Origin of the sequence: Pseudomonas sp. DTU12.3, assembly GCF_004124275.1 — a bacterium.
GTDB classification, from domain to species: Bacteria; Pseudomonadota; Gammaproteobacteria; order Pseudomonadales; family Pseudomonadaceae; genus Aquipseudomonas; species Aquipseudomonas helmanticensis.
Genome location: NZ_CP027218.1, coordinates 5,661,231 through 5,675,866 on the forward strand (window position 1 = coordinate 5,661,231; position 14,636 = coordinate 5,675,866).

Here is a 14,636-nt window from a genome sequence, read left to right on the forward strand (position 1 = left end):
GCATGCGATCAAAGTTATTCATCACGGGCCGTAGCCTCCGCACTGATTGGGCTGGCGTATTCGGCCTTCAAACGTCCGTCCTGATCGAGCAGCCAGGCGTCCATGACCTGACGCACGACGGGCGCAGCGACGCCGGACCCGGACTCGCCGTTCTCGACCATCACCGAGACCACGATTCGCGGGTCATCGGCCGGGGCAAATCCAACGAACAAGGCGTGGTCGCGGTGGCGTTCCTGAACCTTGGAGCGGTCGTACTTCTCACCTTGCTTGATCGCGACGACCTGGGCGGTACCCGACTTGCCGGCGATGCGGTATTGCGCACCGATGGCGGCTTTGCGCGCGGTACCGCGAGCACCGTGCATCACCTGCTGCATGCCGTGGTTGACCTTGTTCCAGTCCGACGGATCGCGCAGGACAATGTCCGGCATCGGGTTTTCGTCAACCGGCTTCACCCCTTCGAGGGATTTCGCCAGGTGTGGACGGTTCCACACGCCTTTGTTGGCCACCAGTGCCGTGGCCTGGGCCAGTTGCAGCGGGGTCGATTGCATGTAGCCCTGGCCGATCCCGAGAATCAGCGTTTCACCCGGGAACCACGCCTGTTTGCGCGTCGCCCGCTTCCATTCGCGCGACGGCATCAGGCCTGGAGATTCTTCGAACATGTCCAGCGAGACCTTCTGGCCGATGCCGAACTTGTTCATGTACGTCGACAACCGATCGATGCCGAGCTTGTGGGCCAGGTCATAGAAATAGGTGTCGTTGGAACGCATGATCGCCGTGTCGAGGTCGACAAAGCCGTCACCGGTGCGGTTCCAGTTGCGGTATTTGTGATCGTAGTTGGGCAGCATGTAGTAGCCCGGGTCGAACACCCGGCTCGAAGCCGTGACTACGCCGGAATCAAGACCGGCAATCGCCACCGCCGGTTTGATCGTCGAACCCGGCGGATACAGACCGCGCAATACGCGGTTGAACAGCGGTCGGTCGATCGAGTCGCGCAACTCGGCGTACGCCTTGAAGCTGATGCCGGTAACGAACAGGTTCGGGTCGAAGCTCGGCTGACTGACCATCGCCAGCACTTCACCGGTCTTCGGATCGAGCGCAACCACCGCGCCACGACGTCCGCCCAACGCTGCCTCGGCGGCTTCCTGCAACTTGATGTCGAGGCTGAGGACGATGTCCTTGCCGGGAATCGGATCGGTGCGCTTGAGCACGCGCAAGACGCGGCCACGGGCGTTGGTCTCGACTTCTTCGTAACCGACCTGACCGTGCAATTCCGGCTCGTAGAAACGCTCGATACCGGTTTTGCCAATGTGATGGGTGCCGCTGTAGTTGACCGGATCGAGGCTCTTCAGCTCTTTCTCGTTGATCCGCCCCATGTAACCCACCGAGTGCGCAAAATGCGCGCCCTGCGGGTAGTGACGGACCAGCTGCGCGACCACTTCCACGCCGGGCAGGCGGAACTGGTTCACGGCGATGCGGGCGATCTGCTCTTCAGTCAGCTCGAACAGGATCGGCACCGGCTCGAACGGCCGACGGCCCTGACGCATGCGCTTCTCGAAAATCCCCCGGTCCTCGGGCGTCAGCTCCAGCACTTCGACGATGACGTCGAGCACTTGCTGCCAGTCGCCGGAGCGCTCGCGGGTCATGCTCAGGCTGAAGCTTGGACGGTTGTCCGCCACCACCACGCCGTTGCGGTCGAAAATCAGCCCGCGCGTCGGCGGAATCGGCTGCACGTGGACGCGGTTGTTTTCCGACAGCGTCGAGTGGTACTCGTACTGGATCACCTGCAAGTAATACAGCCGCGCAATCAACACGCCGATCAGCATCACGATCGCAATGGCCCCGAACACGACGCGGCTACGCACCAGGCGTGCGTCCTTTTCGTGGTCCTTGATGCGGATCGGCTGAGACATGAGGGCAGGATTACTTGTGGTAAGGGTGACCGGACAACACGGTCCAGGCACGATACAACTGTTCGCCGATGAGGATCCGCACCAACGGGTGCGGCAACGTCAGCGGCGACAACGACCAGCGCTGATCGGCGCGGGCGCAGACTTCCGGCGCCAGCCCTTCCGGGCCACCGACCATGAAATTGACCGTGCGCGAATCCAGCCGCCAACGGTCGAGTTCGACCGCCAGTTGCTCGGTGCTCCAGGGCTTGCCGTGGACTTCCAGCGTGACGATCCGCTCGTTCGGCCCGACCTTGGCCAGCATGGCTTCGCCTTCCTGGCGGATGAAACGGGCCACGTCGGCATTCTTGCCACGGGTATTGAGCGGAATTTCCACCAGTTCCAGCGCCAGCTCGGACGGAAGACGCTTGGCATATTCATGCCAGCCTTCTTCCACCCACTTGGGCATACGTGAACCGACAGCGATCAGGCGCAGTCGCACAGCAATCCCTTACAGCTGGTCTTTGTTGAGCTTGGTGAAATGCTCGTGGGTGTTTTCCGGGCTGTGGTGCTTGGCGTCGGCCGCACGGCTTTGCTCGGCACCGGCCCACAGGCGTTCCAGGTCATAGAACTGACGTGCCGAGGCAGTCATCATGTGCACGATCACCAGGTCCAGGTCCAACAGCACCCAGTCGCTGTCGCCCTTGCCTTCTTCGCCCAGCGGCTTGGCGCCCTGCTTTTTGACTTCTTCGCGAACCTTGTCGAGCATCGCGTTGATCTGGCGGTTGGAAGTACCGGTGGCGATGATCATGTAGTCAGTGATGCTCTGCTTGTCGCGAACATCGATGATCTGGATGTCTTGTGCCTTGACGTCTTCCAGGGCAGCTACGGCCAGCTTGACCAGTTCGTCGCCCTTCAGCGGCTCATTGGTATTGACCGGCTCTGGCAGCGGAGCGCTCTTGAATGTGCCTTTGCGTTTTACTTTCGGTAGGTCTTTGTCAGTCATATAAAACTCGTTTTGCTCATATATTCGGCGGCTTGGCGACACGTGGATTCGTATCAGTGAAGCACGCCTTGTTCAGTTCGACGCACGGTAAAGACCGTGCGCATCGATGTAGGCCAGGACCGCGTCGGGCACCAGGAAACGTACCGACTTACCGCTGGCCAGCAGTTGACGGATCTGGGTGGCGGAAACCGCGAGCGGTGTCTGCCAGACGAATGCAATCTGTCCGCTCGGCCCTTTCAGGGCCAGCGGGTCGCTCACCGAACGCGCTGCCAGCAGGTTGCGCAAGGCATCCGGCGGTTCGCTGTCGGCGTCCGGGCGCTGTAGCACCAGGATGTGGCAATGCTGGAGCAACTCTTCCCAGCGATGCCAAGTGGGCAGGCCGCAAAATGCGTCCCAGCCCAAAAGCAGAAAAACCTGGGTCTCGGCGGGCATTTCGGCACGCATCAACTCCAGGGTATCAATGGTGTAGGACGGTTTGTCCCGCTGCAATTCGCGGGCGTCCACCACCAGCGGCGGCACTCCGGCCACCGCGCACTCGACCATCGCCAGGCGGTCCTGCGCCGACACTTGCGGCGTGTTGCGATGCGGCGGCCGCGCGCTTGGCGTCAGGCGCAACTCATCGAGCGCCAGCGCTTCGGCGACTTCCAGTCCGCCGCGCAGATGGCCGATGTGCACCGGATCGAACGTGCCGCCCAGTACGCCAATGCGCCGTGGACGGGACTCGCTGCCGGATTGCGGCGCTGTCAGGTCGAGGTCGGTCAAGTCAGACCGTCGCCTGGCCGCGCAACTGACCATCACCGACCACGATGTACTTCTCGCAGGTCAGTCCTTCGAGGCCCACCGGGCCACGGGCGTGCAGCTTATCAGTAGAAATGCCGATCTCGGCACCCAATCCGTATTCAAATCCATCGGCAAAGCACGTCGGAGTGTTGATCATCACCGACGCCGAGTCGACTTCCGCGACAAAACGACGGGTGTCGGCGAGGTTTTCGCTGACGATCGAGTCGGTGTGATGCGAGCCGTAATGGTTGATGTGTTCGATCGCCTGATCCAGACCGTCGACCACACGGATCGACAGGATCGGCGCCAGATACTCGGTGTTCCAGTCGTCTTCGCTGGCGGCAACCGCGTCGATGATCGCCCGGGTGCGCTCGCAGCCACGCAGCTCGACGCCTTTTTCGCGGAACTGGGCCGCCATCGACGGCAGGAAATCCTTGGCAACAGTCTGGTCAACCAACAGCGTTTCCATCGCACCGCAGATACCGTAGCGATAGGTCTTGGCATTGAAGGCGATGCGCTGGGCTTTCGGCAGATCGGCGTGGGCACTGACGTAAACGTGGCAAATGCCGTCCAGATGCTTGATCACCGGTACGCGGGCATCGCGGCTGATACGTTCGATCAAGCCACGGCCACCGCGCGGCACGATCACGTCGACGTACTCGGGCATGGTGATCATCGCGCCGACAGCCGCACGATCGGTGGTTTCGACCACTTGCACCACGGCGGCGGGCAATTCGGCCTCGGCCAGACCGCGCTGAATGCAGGTGGCAATGGCACGGTTGGAATGAATCGCCTCGGAGCCACCGCGCAGGATGGTCGCGTTGCCGGACTTCAGGCACAGGCTGGCGGCATCGATGGTCACGTTGGGACGGGATTCGTAGATGATCCCGATCACGCCCAGCGGCACGCGCATCTTGCCGACCTGAATGCCCGACGGACGGAAGCTCATGTCACGGATCGCGCCGACCGGGTCCGGCAGCGCAGCCACCTGGCGCAGACCGACGATCATGCCGTCGATGCGCGCCGGGGTCAGTTCCAGACGTTCCAGCAAAGCGGGCTCGAGACCATTGGCGCGGCCGGCGGCCAGATCCTGTTCATTGGCTGCAGCAAGCTCGGCGCGCGCGGCGTCCAGTGCATTGGCAGCAGCCTGCAAGGCGCGGTTTTTCTGCGCGGTGCTGGCACGGCCGATGACCCGGGAGGCTTCGCGGGCGGCGCGACCCAATCGGGTCATGTAGTCAAGAACGGACTCAGTCATGGTCTGCTGGGGTCTTGGCAAAGAGGAAAGCGGCAGATTATAGCTGTCGCGTCCCGGGACTAACAGCGGTGACGGGCGGATGGTCAAAATGAACCGCGAATCGCCGACGTTCAGGCGTAATTAAGCTGCGGATTGTTATCATCACGATCTCTTCAGCCTGGATAAACCTTGCCTGCCATGTCCAACCTGACCGTTCGTTCCCACGCCGAGCGCCTGCCGCTGGGGCTCCCGGACGCTTTTTTTGACCGCGACGCCCAAGTGCTGGCCAAGGAATTGCTCGGTAAAGTCATCCGTCATCGCGTCGGCGACCTCTGGCTCAGCACGCGGATCATCGAAACCGAAGCGTATTACTGCGCGGAAAAAGGCAGCCACGCGTCTCTTGGCTACACAGAAAAGCGTAAGGCTTTGTTTCTTGATGGCGGCCACATTTATATGTATTACGCCCGTGGCGGCGATTCGCTGAACTTCAGCGCCCAAGGCCCAGGCAATGCGGTGCTGATCAAATCGGCTTATCCATGGGTCGATGAAATCAGTGGCCCGGCGAGTCTGGCGCAGATGCTGTTGAACAATCCCGATGCTCAGGGCCGTGCGCGACCGTCACAGAAACTCTGCGGCGGGCAAACTTTGCTGTGCAAGGCACTGGGGCTGAAAGTACCGGTGTGGGATGCCAAGCGTTTCGATCATGAAGTGCTTCTGGTAGAAGACACCGGGCCTGCGCCTGCGCACATTATCCAGACCACCCGTTTGGGCATTCCCCACGGCCGTGACGAACACTTGATGTACCGCTTCGTCGACGCAGCCTATGCGCAATGGTGCACACGGAACCCGCTGCGACGCGGTCAGGTCGAAGGCCGCGACTATTTCCTGCTGTAAACACAAACCCATGTAGGAGCTGCCGAAGGCTGCGATCTTTTGATCTTGTTTTAAGTATCAGGATCAAAAGATCGCAGCCTTCGGCAGCTCCTACACGGGGGCCATTAATGATTTGGAGTTTTTTGGTATGGGCCCATGGCTCGATAGCGTGACCGGCTGGCTGGCAGCCAACCCGCAGTGGCTGGCCGCAGCAGTATTCATTGTCGCTTGCGTGGAATGCCTGGCGATTGCCGGTTTGATCGTGCCCGGCACGGTGTTGTTGTTTGCCATCGCGGTGCTCGCCGGCAGCGGCGCACTGTCGCTGAGTGAAACCTTGCTGCTGGGTTTCCTTGGCGGGATTCTCGGCGATCTGATCTCGTATTTCCTCGGCCGCCACTTCCACCAGAACATCCGCCGTCTGCCGGGGCTGCGTCATCATCCGGAATGGATGGCCGGTGCCGAGAGCTACTTCCAGCGTTACGGCATCGCCAGTCTGCTGGTCGGGCGTTTTATTGGCCCGTTGCGGCCGATGTTGCCGATGGTCGCCGGCATGTGCGACATGCCCTTCCCGCGTTTCGCCGCCGTCAGCCTGCTGGCCGCTGCTGGCTGGAGCGTCGCGTACCTGTTGCCGGGCTGGGCCACTGGCGCGGCGATTCGCCTGCCATTGCCGGAAGGTTTCTGGCTGCAAGCCGGGATTGTCGCGGCCAGTATTGCCGTGATGGTCGGCCTTAGCGTCAACAGCAGCTTGCGCCGCCACCGTCGCGCGACGATATGGATCAGCAGCATGAGCCTGTTGATCCTGATCGGCCTGTTCGTCGGCTATCCGTACCTGACAGCACTCGACCAAGGCGTGATGACGCTGGTGCAGGAACATCGCCAACCGATGCTCGATGAGATCGCGGTGACGTTCACCCTGATCGGCGAATTCCGCAACATGCTGATGTTCAGCGCCCTGCTCACCGGCCTGTTGTTGCTGTGCCGGCAATGGCGCCAGGCAATTTTCGCCGGCGGCGTGTTGCTGTGCACAGCATTGCTCAACACCGGTACAAAGATGTTTTTCGCCCGGGTGCGCCCGGAAGTGCTGAGTGACCCACTGACCAGTTACAGCATGCCGAGTGGTCACGCTTCGGGTTCGTTTGCGCTGTTTCTGGTACTCGCGGTGCTCGCCGGCCGTGGGCAACCGCCGCGCATGCGCCTGACCTGGCTGCTGCTCGGGTGCATTCCGGCGCTGTCGATTGCCTTGTCGCGGGTTTATCTCGGGGCGCACTGGCCGACGGATGTTCTGGCGGGGGCGATGCTGGCGACGTGCGTGTGTGCGGCGGGGTTGTGGCTGAGCCAGCGCAAGGCGCCGCTGAATGCGATGCCGGTCAGGGTCTGGTGGCTGGTTTTGCCGGCGCTGGTGGTGTTGTTCAGTTTGTTTGTGTTTCGGCATTTGCCGGGGACGATGTTGCGTTACGCGTATTGAAGATCAACAGATCGCAGCCTGCGGCAGCTCCTACATGGGATTCCATTTCACGCCCGACACATCGCGCGCATGTGGAATCAAATCGTGTAGGAGCTGCCGCAGGCTGCGATCTTTTACGATGTTTCAGGCAAACAGTTCGCCCTGCAACTCATCAAGCAGCGCCTGGATCGCATCCAGTCGCTGCTGCGGATCGTCGAGTTGCAGCAGATCAATCTTGTCTTCTTCAGCGAACGGCAACAGATACGCCAGCTGATTGGCCAGCGACTGCTGACCGAGCGCTTCGGTGCCCATGTTCAAAGCTTCGACCATCGGGTGTTCCGCCAGCGCCCTGAGCAGCGCCACCAAGTCAGCGTCTTCATCCTGCAACGGTTGCTCGGGATCGTCATCCAGCCACTCGACGTCGGCGAGGATCAACTGATCGCGCTGCACTTCAGTGCGCAACACACTGAAGCGGCGACCGCCCTGTACGCGTATCCCCAGCAAGCCGTTATCCTGCTGCTGGAAGTCGGTGATGCGTGCTTCGCAACCGACCAGCGCATAGCCTTCCGGCGCGAGGCCGACTTCGCTGCCTTCCAGGATGCACACCACGCCAAAACCGCCGCCCTGCTTCATGCAGCGGCCGATCATGTCGAGGTAGCGCGCCTCAAAGATCTGCAAGTCGAGGTTGCAGCCGGGAAACAGCACTGTGTTCAGCGGGAAAAGCGGCAGACTCATAGACATTTCCTTACACCACCATCGACACCGCCAGCGGCAGGAACACCGCCGTGGCCACGCCCATCAGACTCATCGCCAGCGCCGCGAAGGCGCCGCACTCATCACTTTCCTGCAATGCCACCGAGGTGCCGACCGCATGCGCGGTCATGCCCAGCGCCATGCCGCGCGCCTCGGGGCTGTGCACGCCGAGACGGGTGAGCAGCGCCGGGCCGAAGATCGCGCCGATCACCCCGGTGATCAACACGAACACCGCTGCCAGCGCCGCGACACCACCGATCTGCTCGGCCACCAGCATCGCAATCGGCGAGGTCACCGACTTCGGCGCCATGGTCATCAGGATCATGTGATCAGCGCCAAACCACCAGCCGAGCAGCACGCCCATGCCGGTTGCAACCACCCCACCTATCACCAGCGTAGTAAAAATCGGCCAGAACAATTGGCGAATACGCCGCAGGTTGAGGTACAGCGGCACCGCCAGCGCCACGGTGGCAGGGCCGAGCAGAATGCTGAGGATCTCGGTGCTCTTGCGGTACTCGGCGTAGGTCAGGCCACAGCCGACCAACACACCGATCACCAACAACATGGAGACCAACACCGGTTGCAGAAAGATCCAGCGGGTTTTTTCGAACGCCGCCAAGACCAATTGATAGGCACCGAGGGTGATGCCGATGCCGAACAGCGGATGATGGATTACAGAGGCCCAAGCGCCTTGCCAGTCGAAGAGCATCAGGACTCCTCCGAACGGTGCGCGTGACGCTTGACCATGCGTTGCATCAGCACGCCGGCAAACGCCATCGACAGAATCAGCGACACCACCAGCGCGCCGACAATCGCCCAGAAATCGGCGGCAATCGCCGTCGCATACACCATCACCCCGACTGCCGGCGGCACCAGCAACAGCGGCAGATAACGCAGCAGGCTGCCGGCCGCGAGATTCAGCGGCTCGCCGACTTCACCGCGAACGATCAGGAAGATCAGTAACAGCAGCAGACCGATGATCGGCCCCGGCAGCACCGGCAACAACAAGTGATTGAGCGCCGTGCCGAGCAATTGAAACAGCACCAGCAGGGTCAGGCCACGTAGCAACATCCGACATCTCCGTCTTACTTTTCACCCAGCAGGGGCTCGGCATTATAAGCACGCCTGCGCTATGGATCGGCATTCGCCAAAAGCATGGTCGGTTGACCGGAGCAAATCGCCATGATGATCTACAGTGGTTCGCAGGGCGGTCAAATCCCCCACCGAAAAAACTATAAAACCGATGAACCCAAGGAGAGTCTCAATGCCCTATGTTCCAGTTGCAGAGCTCAAAGATTATGTCGGCAAGGAACTCGGACGTTCCGAATGGCTCACCATCGATCAGGAACGCATCAACCTGTTCGCCGAAGCCACCGGTGATTATCAGTTCATTCACGTCGACCCGGTCAAAGCCGCGCAAACACCATTTGGCAGCACCATTGCCCACGGTTTCCTGTCGTTGTCGCTGATCCCGAAATTGATGGAAGACATCCTCATCCTGCCGCAAGGCGTGAAGATGGTGGTCAACTATGGTCTGGACAGCGTGCGTTTCATCCAGCCAGTGAAGGTCAATTCGAAAGTTCGCCTGAAGGTCGATCTGGGCGAAGTGACCGAGAAAAAACCTGGCCAGTGGCTGCTCAAAGCGACCGCAACGCTTGAGATAGAAGGTTCGGACAAACCGGCCTACATCGCCGAGCCATTGTCGCTCTGCTTCGTCTAAACGTTCCGGATGCGAAGCAGCGCACGCTGTTTCGCGTCACCTCTCTATTTATGCGACGCATAGCTGCGGCATACTCGGTCGCCTAATTGCCCGGATCCCGCTATGCGCTCACTCGCTTCTCTTGCACCCATTGCCCTGACCTTGATGCTCACCGCTTGCGGCGACGGCGAATCACTGTTGCCGCCAGATGCGCGCCTGCCGGACGGCGGTCGCTATCGCGGTGAACTGGTCAACGGCTTGCTGCAAGGCCAGGGGCGCGTCGACTACCCCAACGGCAGCTGGTACGCCGGCCAGTTCGACAAGGGCCAATGGCACGGTCAGGGCGAATGGCATGGCAGCAATGGCGAAGTCTATCGCGGGCAATTTCAGCAAGGCTTGTTCGATGGCCAAGGCAGTCTGACCACCAACGCCAGCAGTTACACCGGGGGCTTCAAGCAAGGCCGGCGCGAAGGCGAAGGCACGCTGAAAGAAAACGCCATGACCTACCGTGGCGAGTTCAAGGCTGACCAGTATTCCGGCCTCGGCCGTCTCGAGATGGACGACGGCAGTTCCTATCAAGGCCAGTTCGCCCACGGCAAACCCAACGGCGAAGGCCAGCGTGGCGACTCCAGCGGCAACTCGTTCAGCGGGCATTTCGTCAACGGTCAGCTGGAAGGCAACGGCACGTTCAACAGCGCCGACGGCGACATCTACGTCGGCGGTTTCAAGAACAATCAATTGCACGGCAAGGGTCGCTACGAAAACGCTGACGGCGACGTTTGGCTCGGCCAGTTCAAGGAAGGCGCGCTGACCGGCAAGGGTGAGTTGATCGGCGCCGACGGCAGCCATTACATCGGCGCCTTCAACGACTGGCGCTTCAGTGGGCCGGGCCGTTTGAATCTGTCTGATGGCAGTTTCTACATCGGCGGTTTCGATAACGACAGCTACTCGGGGCGCGGCACTCTGGTGCTCACCGATGGCAGCGTCATGAGCGGCACCTGGATCAACGGCCAGCGCGTGCGCGATGCCGACGGCAAATTATTGCCCGACACCCTTGAACTCGGCTTGCTCGCTCAGGGCCGTCTGCTCGATGACGCCTTGGCCGCCATCCCCGCGTCGACGCCAGCGGTTGAGCTGTACACCCTGACCCTCGGCGGCGACGGCAAGCAGAGCGTGTTCCTGCGTGAATCCGATTACGTCGCCAACATGCTCAATACGCGCTTCGGCGCCTATGGCCAGATCCGTCTGGTCAACCACCGCGATCACTTGGCCGACCGGCCGATGGCCACCCGCGAGAACCTGCGCCGCGCTGCGCAAGCCCTTGCTGAACGCAGCGGCCCGGAAGACTTGCTGTTCATCTACCTGACCAGCCATGGCACCGCCGAACATGAACTGGTGCTCGACCAGCCGCGCATGGAGCTGGCCGACCTGCCCGCCGATGAACTCGCCGCCGTGCTGGCGCCGCTGAAAAACCGCGACAAGATCATCGTGATCTCTTCGTGTTACTCCGGTGGTTTTATCCCGGCGCTGAAAGACGAACGCACCTTGATCATGACCGCCTCGCGCGCCGATCGGGTGTCCTTCGGTTGCTCGGAAGAAGCCAACTTCACCTATTTCGGCGACGCACTGTTCGCCCAGGCGCTGAACCAGACCGATGACCTGGAGCAAGCCTTCAAACTGGCCAAAGCCACCGTCGCCGAGCGTGAACTGGCGGACAATTTCGAAGCCTCGGAGCCGCAGATCTGGGCGCCAAAAACCGTACTCGCGCACTGGCAACTGCTGCGCAAACAGCAAGCAAGAAAAGCTTTGCAAAGTGCTGCGTTGAACGACGGAGCGGTAAAGAGCAACTAAGCTGAACAGTATCAAGGGAGAGACACTATGTACTTGACGCCTCAGCACGTATTGCTTGCCGGAGCTACCGGTTTGACCGGTGAACATCTACTCGACCGTTTGCTCAACGAGCCGACGATTTCTCGCGTGCTCGCTCCTTCCCGCCGGCCATTGGCCGAGCATCCGCACCTGGAAAACCCGGTCGGCGATCCGCAGGCGTTCCTGCCGCAGCTCAGTGGCCGCGTCGATATCGCCTACTGCTGCCTCGGCACGACGATCAAACAGGCCGGCTCGGAAGCGGCGTTTCGTGCGGTGGATCTGGACATGGTCGTGGCGTTTGCCAAACGCGCGCGGGAGATGGGCGCGCGGCATCTGATCGTGATCAGTGCGATTGGCGCCGATCCGAAGTCGTCGGTTTTCTATAACCGGGTCAAAGGCGAAATGGAGCAGGCTTTGCGTGCGCAGGACTGGCCGCAACTGACCATTTGCCGACCTTCGCTGTTGTTGGGTGAACGCACGGAGCCGCGTCTGGCCGAACAGTTAGCCGGGCCGTTGTCGAAGCTGATTCCGGGTAAATATCGCGGTATTGAAGCGTGCCAACTGGCGCGAGCGATGTGGCGGTTGGCGCTGGAAGAGCAGGATGGGGTGCGGGTGATCGAGTCGGATGATTTGCGCAAGCTGGGCAAATAAAACCCCGGAACCTTGTGGCGAGGGGATTTATCCCCGTTCGGCTGCGCAGCAGTCGTCGCTGTTAAAATTTGGGGGGTGCTTCGCACCCCAACGGGGATAAATCCCCTCGCCACAGGGGGTGTGTGCGCTTCTACAATCCGCCTGTCGCCTGAAAACTCACGCCGATTACGGTGAGCAATGACAACGGTAACAACAGCGTATCAAGCAACGCACTTGCCGGCAGATCCACCCCCGGATAGCTCGGTGCCTCAGCCCCGAACCGGTCCATCGCGCAACACCCGCCATTCATTACGTACAAATCCAGCCGCGTCCCGGAGTACACCACCGGCGCGCCCGGCTTGGCTGCGTCCAGCGTGCGCGCCGTCGCGCACCCGGTCAGTTGCAACGCCAGCAGCATCACCAACAGCTTATTCATCGCTGCTCAAATGATGCTCACCCCAACGCGGCAGCATGTCCTGTGGAATACCGAGCAGATTGAGAATCCGCGCCACGACAAAGTCGATCAGGTCATCGATGGTCTGCGGCTGGTGATAGAAACCCGGCGACGCCGGCAGAATGGTCACGCCCATGTTCGACAGCTTGAGCATGTGCTCCAGATGAATGCTCGAATACGGCGCTTCGCGCGGCACCAGAATCAACTGGCGACGCTCTTTCAAAGTGACATCGGCGGCGCGCTCGATCAGGTTGTTGCAGGCGCCCGTGGCAATCGCCGACAACGTCCCGGTGGAACACGGCACCACCACCATCGCTGCTGGCGCACCGGAACCCGAGGCCACCGGCGACATCCAGTCTTCCTTGCCGTACACGCGAATCTGCCCGGCGGCAGCCCCGGTGTATTCAGTGAGGAATGCCTGCATCATCTGCGGCTTGGGCGGCAGCGTCACGTCGGTCTCGGTGGCCATGACCAATTGCGCAGCCTTGGAAATCAGGAAGTGCACTTCGCGGTCTTCGCGCACCAGGCAATCGAGCAGGCGCAGACCGTATTGCGCACCCGAGGCGCCGGTCATCGCCAGCGTGATGCGTTCGGGACCATTGCTCTCAAAACGAGTGTTCATTGCAGCGCCTCGGCGAGTTTGCCGTGCAGGCCGCCGAAGCCGCCATTGCTCATGATCACCACGTGAGTGCCGGGCTGAGCCTGACTCTTCACGCGCTCAATGATGCCTTCCAGTGAATCGCTGACAATCGACGGCACCGTGCACAGCGCGGCGGTGGCGGCGAGGTCCCAGCCGAGGTTGGCCGGGGCGTACCAGATCACTTGATCGGCATCGACCACGCTGGCCGGCAAACCATCACGGTGCGCGCCGAGCTTCATCGAGTTGGAGCGCGGCTCGATGATCGCAATCAGCGGTGCGTCACCAATGCGCTTGCGCAAGCCGTCGAGAGTGGTGGCGATGGCGGTCGGGTGATGCGCGAAGTCGTCGTAAATGGTGATGCCGCGTACTTCGGCGACTTTCTCCATGCGGCGTTTGACGTTCTTGAATGCGCTCAATCCAGCGATGCCCATCGATGGCACCACGCCAACATGCCGCGCCGCCGCCAAGGCAGCCAAGGCGTTGGCAACGTTGTGCTGGCCAGTCAGTTCCCATTCGACGGTGCCTTGCGACACGCCTTCGAACATCACTTCGAACGCCGAGCCGTCTTCGCTCAGCAGTTTGACCTGCCACTGACCACCGGCACCGGTGGTTTGCACCGGGGTCCAGCAGCCCATTTCGATGACACGCTGCAAGGCCGGCTCGGTGGTCGGATGGATGACCAGCCCTTCACTCGGAATGGTTCGCACCAGGTGATGGAATTGCCGCTCGATCGCCGGCAGATCCGGGAAGATGTCGGCGTGATCGAACTCAAGGTTATTGAGGATCGCCGTGCGCGGACGGTAGTGCACGAATTTCGAGCGCTTGTCGAAGAACGCGCTGTCGTACTCGTCGGCCTCGATCACGAAGAACGGCGTGCCGCCCAATCGTGCCGATACGGAGAAGTTTTGCGGCACGCCGCCGATGAGGAAACCCGGGCTCATGCCGGCGTGTTCCAGCACCCAGGCGAGCATGCTGCTGGTGGTGGTTTTGCCGTGAGTGCCGGCAACCGCCAGCACCCAGCGACCTTGCAGCACGTGATCGGCCAGCCACTGCGGGCCGGAGACGTAAGGCAGGCCTTTGTTCAGTACATATTCCACCGCCGGATTGCCGCGCGACATGGCGTTGCCAATGACGACCAGATCCGGCGCCGGATCGAGCTGCGCCGGGTCGTAACCCTGCGTCAGTTGAATGCCTTGGGCTTCAAGCTGCGTGCTCATCGGTGGATAGACGTTGGCGTCGGAGCCGGTCACGTGATGGCCCAGCTCTTTGGCCAGAACCGCCATCGAGCCCATGAAAGTCCCGCAGATACCCAGAATATGAATGTGCATAGTCGACCTCGTAAAACATGGCCGCAGGTTAGCGTAGGGA

General features: G+C 61.2%; 16 protein-coding genes. 5 read left to right on the forward strand and 11 right to left on the reverse strand.

Features of this window, described 5'->3' with window-relative positions; genetic code table 11:
• Positions 1-14: 14 nt before the first annotated feature.
• From mrdA to C2E19_RS26040, 5 genes are all read right to left on the reverse strand, one after another.
• The gene (gene mrdA / locus C2E19_RS26020; protein ID WP_129395669.1) at positions 15-1,910 is read right to left on the reverse strand and encodes a penicillin-binding protein 2; all 1,896 of its coding nucleotides are present in this window, start codon (positions 1,908-1,910) and stop codon (positions 15-17) included.
• A 10-nt stretch (positions 1,911-1,920) separates the two neighbouring features.
• Entirely contained in the window at positions 1,921-2,388 is a 468-nt protein-coding gene (rlmH, locus tag C2E19_RS26025; RefSeq protein WP_003185785.1) for a 23S rRNA (pseudouridine(1915)-N(3))-methyltransferase RlmH, read from the reverse strand.
• A 9-nt stretch (positions 2,389-2,397) separates the two neighbouring features.
• A complete protein-coding gene (rsfS, locus tag C2E19_RS26030; RefSeq protein WP_129395670.1) occupies positions 2,398-2,892 on the reverse strand; it encodes a ribosome silencing factor in 495 nt (164 codons plus the stop codon).
• A gap of 72 nt (positions 2,893-2,964) precedes the next feature.
• Positions 2,965-3,687, reverse strand: coding sequence for a nicotinate-nucleotide adenylyltransferase (nadD, locus tag C2E19_RS26035; RefSeq protein ID WP_129395671.1), 723 nt, complete (start codon positions 3,685-3,687; stop codon positions 2,965-2,967).
• Positions 3,656-4,927: a glutamate-5-semialdehyde dehydrogenase gene (locus C2E19_RS26040; RefSeq protein WP_129395672.1), complete on the reverse strand. Its 1,272-nt coding sequence runs from the start codon at positions 4,925-4,927 to the stop codon at positions 3,656-3,658. The genes nadD and C2E19_RS26040 overlap by 32 nt, the downstream gene beginning before the upstream one ends.
• Positions 4,928-5,104: 177 nt before the next feature.
• On the opposite strand from C2E19_RS26040, the gene C2E19_RS26045 reads away from it, so the two are divergent.
• Together C2E19_RS26045 and C2E19_RS26050 are read left to right on the forward strand one after the other, a co-directional pair.
• Positions 5,105-5,800 (forward strand): DNA-3-methyladenine glycosylase, encoded by a 696-nt coding sequence (locus tag C2E19_RS26045; RefSeq protein WP_129396181.1) that lies wholly within the window; start codon positions 5,105-5,107, stop codon positions 5,798-5,800.
• A gap of 127 nt (positions 5,801-5,927) precedes the next feature.
• A complete protein-coding gene (locus C2E19_RS26050) occupies positions 5,928-7,244 on the forward strand; it encodes a bifunctional DedA family/phosphatase PAP2 family protein (protein ID WP_129395673.1) in 1,317 nt (438 codons plus the stop codon).
• A 123-nt stretch (positions 7,245-7,367) separates the two neighbouring features.
• Here the strand turns inward: C2E19_RS26050 and C2E19_RS26055 are convergent, their stop codons facing one another.
• From C2E19_RS26055 to C2E19_RS26065, 3 genes are read right to left on the reverse strand one after another with little or no spacing between them, the layout of a single operon-like run.
• A complete protein-coding gene (locus C2E19_RS26055; RefSeq protein ID WP_129395674.1) occupies positions 7,368-7,958 on the reverse strand; it encodes an LON peptidase substrate-binding domain-containing protein in 591 nt (196 codons plus the stop codon).
• Positions 7,959-7,968: 10 nt separating this feature from the next.
• Complete coding sequence (locus tag C2E19_RS26060) at positions 7,969-8,685, reverse strand: LrgB family protein (protein ID WP_129395675.1); 717 nt, start codon at positions 8,683-8,685, stop codon at positions 7,969-7,971.
• Positions 8,685-9,047 (reverse strand): CidA/LrgA family protein, encoded by a 363-nt coding sequence (locus C2E19_RS26065; protein WP_129395676.1) that lies wholly within the window; start codon positions 9,045-9,047, stop codon positions 8,685-8,687. The genes C2E19_RS26060 and C2E19_RS26065 overlap by 1 nt, the downstream gene beginning before the upstream one ends.
• 193 nt (positions 9,048-9,240) lie before the next feature.
• Between C2E19_RS26065 and C2E19_RS26070 the strand changes: the two genes are divergently transcribed.
• The 3 genes from C2E19_RS26070 to C2E19_RS26080 all read left to right on the forward strand — a co-directional run bounded on the left by C2E19_RS26070 (position 9,241) and on the right by C2E19_RS26080 (position 12,195).
• Complete coding sequence (locus tag C2E19_RS26070; protein ID WP_007909575.1) at positions 9,241-9,696, forward strand: MaoC family dehydratase; 456 nt, start codon at positions 9,241-9,243, stop codon at positions 9,694-9,696.
• A 102-nt stretch (positions 9,697-9,798) separates the two neighbouring features.
• Positions 9,799-11,526, forward strand: coding sequence for a C13 family peptidase (locus tag C2E19_RS26075; protein WP_129395677.1), 1,728 nt, complete (start codon positions 9,799-9,801; stop codon positions 11,524-11,526).
• A 27-nt stretch (positions 11,527-11,553) separates the two neighbouring features.
• Positions 11,554-12,195, forward strand: a complete 642-nt coding sequence (locus C2E19_RS26080) for an oxidoreductase (protein ID WP_053124198.1) — start codon at positions 11,554-11,556, stop codon at positions 12,193-12,195.
• Between the two features lie 130 nt (positions 12,196-12,325).
• On the opposite strand, the gene C2E19_RS26085 is transcribed toward C2E19_RS26080, so the two are convergent.
• From C2E19_RS26085 to mpl, 3 genes are read right to left on the reverse strand one after another with little or no spacing between them, the layout of a single operon-like run.
• Entirely contained in the window at positions 12,326-12,610 is a 285-nt protein-coding gene (locus C2E19_RS26085; RefSeq protein WP_129395678.1) for a YceK/YidQ family lipoprotein, read from the reverse strand.
• Complete coding sequence (ubiX, locus tag C2E19_RS26090) at positions 12,603-13,250, reverse strand: flavin prenyltransferase UbiX (protein WP_007909567.1); 648 nt, start codon at positions 13,248-13,250, stop codon at positions 12,603-12,605. The genes C2E19_RS26085 and ubiX overlap by 8 nt, the downstream gene beginning before the upstream one ends.
• Complete coding sequence (mpl, locus tag C2E19_RS26095; RefSeq protein ID WP_129395679.1) at positions 13,247-14,596, reverse strand: UDP-N-acetylmuramate:L-alanyl-gamma-D-glutamyl-meso-diaminopimelate ligase; 1,350 nt, start codon at positions 14,594-14,596, stop codon at positions 13,247-13,249. Before mpl ends, ubiX begins: the two co-directional genes overlap by 4 nt.
• Between the last annotated feature and the right edge of the window lie 40 nt (positions 14,597-14,636).

Excerpts from the sequence above, each read along its gene's own strand:
- C2E19_RS26070 (WP_007909575.1), top strand. The coding sequence starts at position 9,241 with ATGCCCTATGTTCCAGTTGCAGAGCTCAAAGATTATGTCGGCAAGGAA.
- C2E19_RS26060 (WP_129395675.1), bottom strand. The coding sequence starts at position 8,685 with ATGCTCTTCGACTGGCAAGGCGCTTGGGCCTCTGTAATCCATCATCCG.
- C2E19_RS26075 (WP_129395677.1), top strand. The coding sequence starts at position 9,799 with ATGCGCTCACTCGCTTCTCTTGCACCCATTGCCCTGACCTTGATGCTC.
- rsfS (WP_129395670.1), bottom strand. The coding sequence starts at position 2,892 with ATGACTGACAAAGACCTACCGAAAGTAAAACGCAAAGGCACATTCAAG.
- C2E19_RS26040 (WP_129395672.1), bottom strand. The coding sequence starts at position 4,927 with ATGACTGAGTCCGTTCTTGACTACATGACCCGATTGGGTCGCGCCGCC.
- C2E19_RS26045 (WP_129396181.1), top strand. The coding sequence starts at position 5,105 with ATGTCCAACCTGACCGTTCGTTCCCACGCCGAGCGCCTGCCGCTGGGG.
- C2E19_RS26080 (WP_053124198.1), top strand. The coding sequence starts at position 11,554 with ATGTACTTGACGCCTCAGCACGTATTGCTTGCCGGAGCTACCGGTTTG.
- ubiX (WP_007909567.1), bottom strand. The coding sequence starts at position 13,250 with ATGAACACTCGTTTTGAGAGCAATGGTCCCGAACGCATCACGCTGGCG.
- C2E19_RS26085 (WP_129395678.1), bottom strand. The coding sequence starts at position 12,610 with ATGAATAAGCTGTTGGTGATGCTGCTGGCGTTGCAACTGACCGGGTGC.
- C2E19_RS26055 (WP_129395674.1), bottom strand. The coding sequence starts at position 7,958 with ATGAGTCTGCCGCTTTTCCCGCTGAACACAGTGCTGTTTCCCGGCTGC.
- nadD (WP_129395671.1), bottom strand. The coding sequence starts at position 3,687 with ATGGTCAGTTGCGCGGCCAGGCGACGGTCTGACTTGACCGACCTCGAC.
- mpl (WP_129395679.1), bottom strand. The coding sequence starts at position 14,596 with ATGCACATTCATATTCTGGGTATCTGCGGGACTTTCATGGGCTCGATG.
- C2E19_RS26050 (WP_129395673.1), top strand. The coding sequence starts at position 5,928 with ATGGGCCCATGGCTCGATAGCGTGACCGGCTGGCTGGCAGCCAACCCG.
- C2E19_RS26065 (WP_129395676.1), bottom strand. The coding sequence starts at position 9,047 with ATGTTGCTACGTGGCCTGACCCTGCTGGTGCTGTTTCAATTGCTCGGC.
- mrdA (WP_129395669.1), bottom strand. The coding sequence starts at position 1,910 with ATGTCTCAGCCGATCCGCATCAAGGACCACGAAAAGGACGCACGCCTG.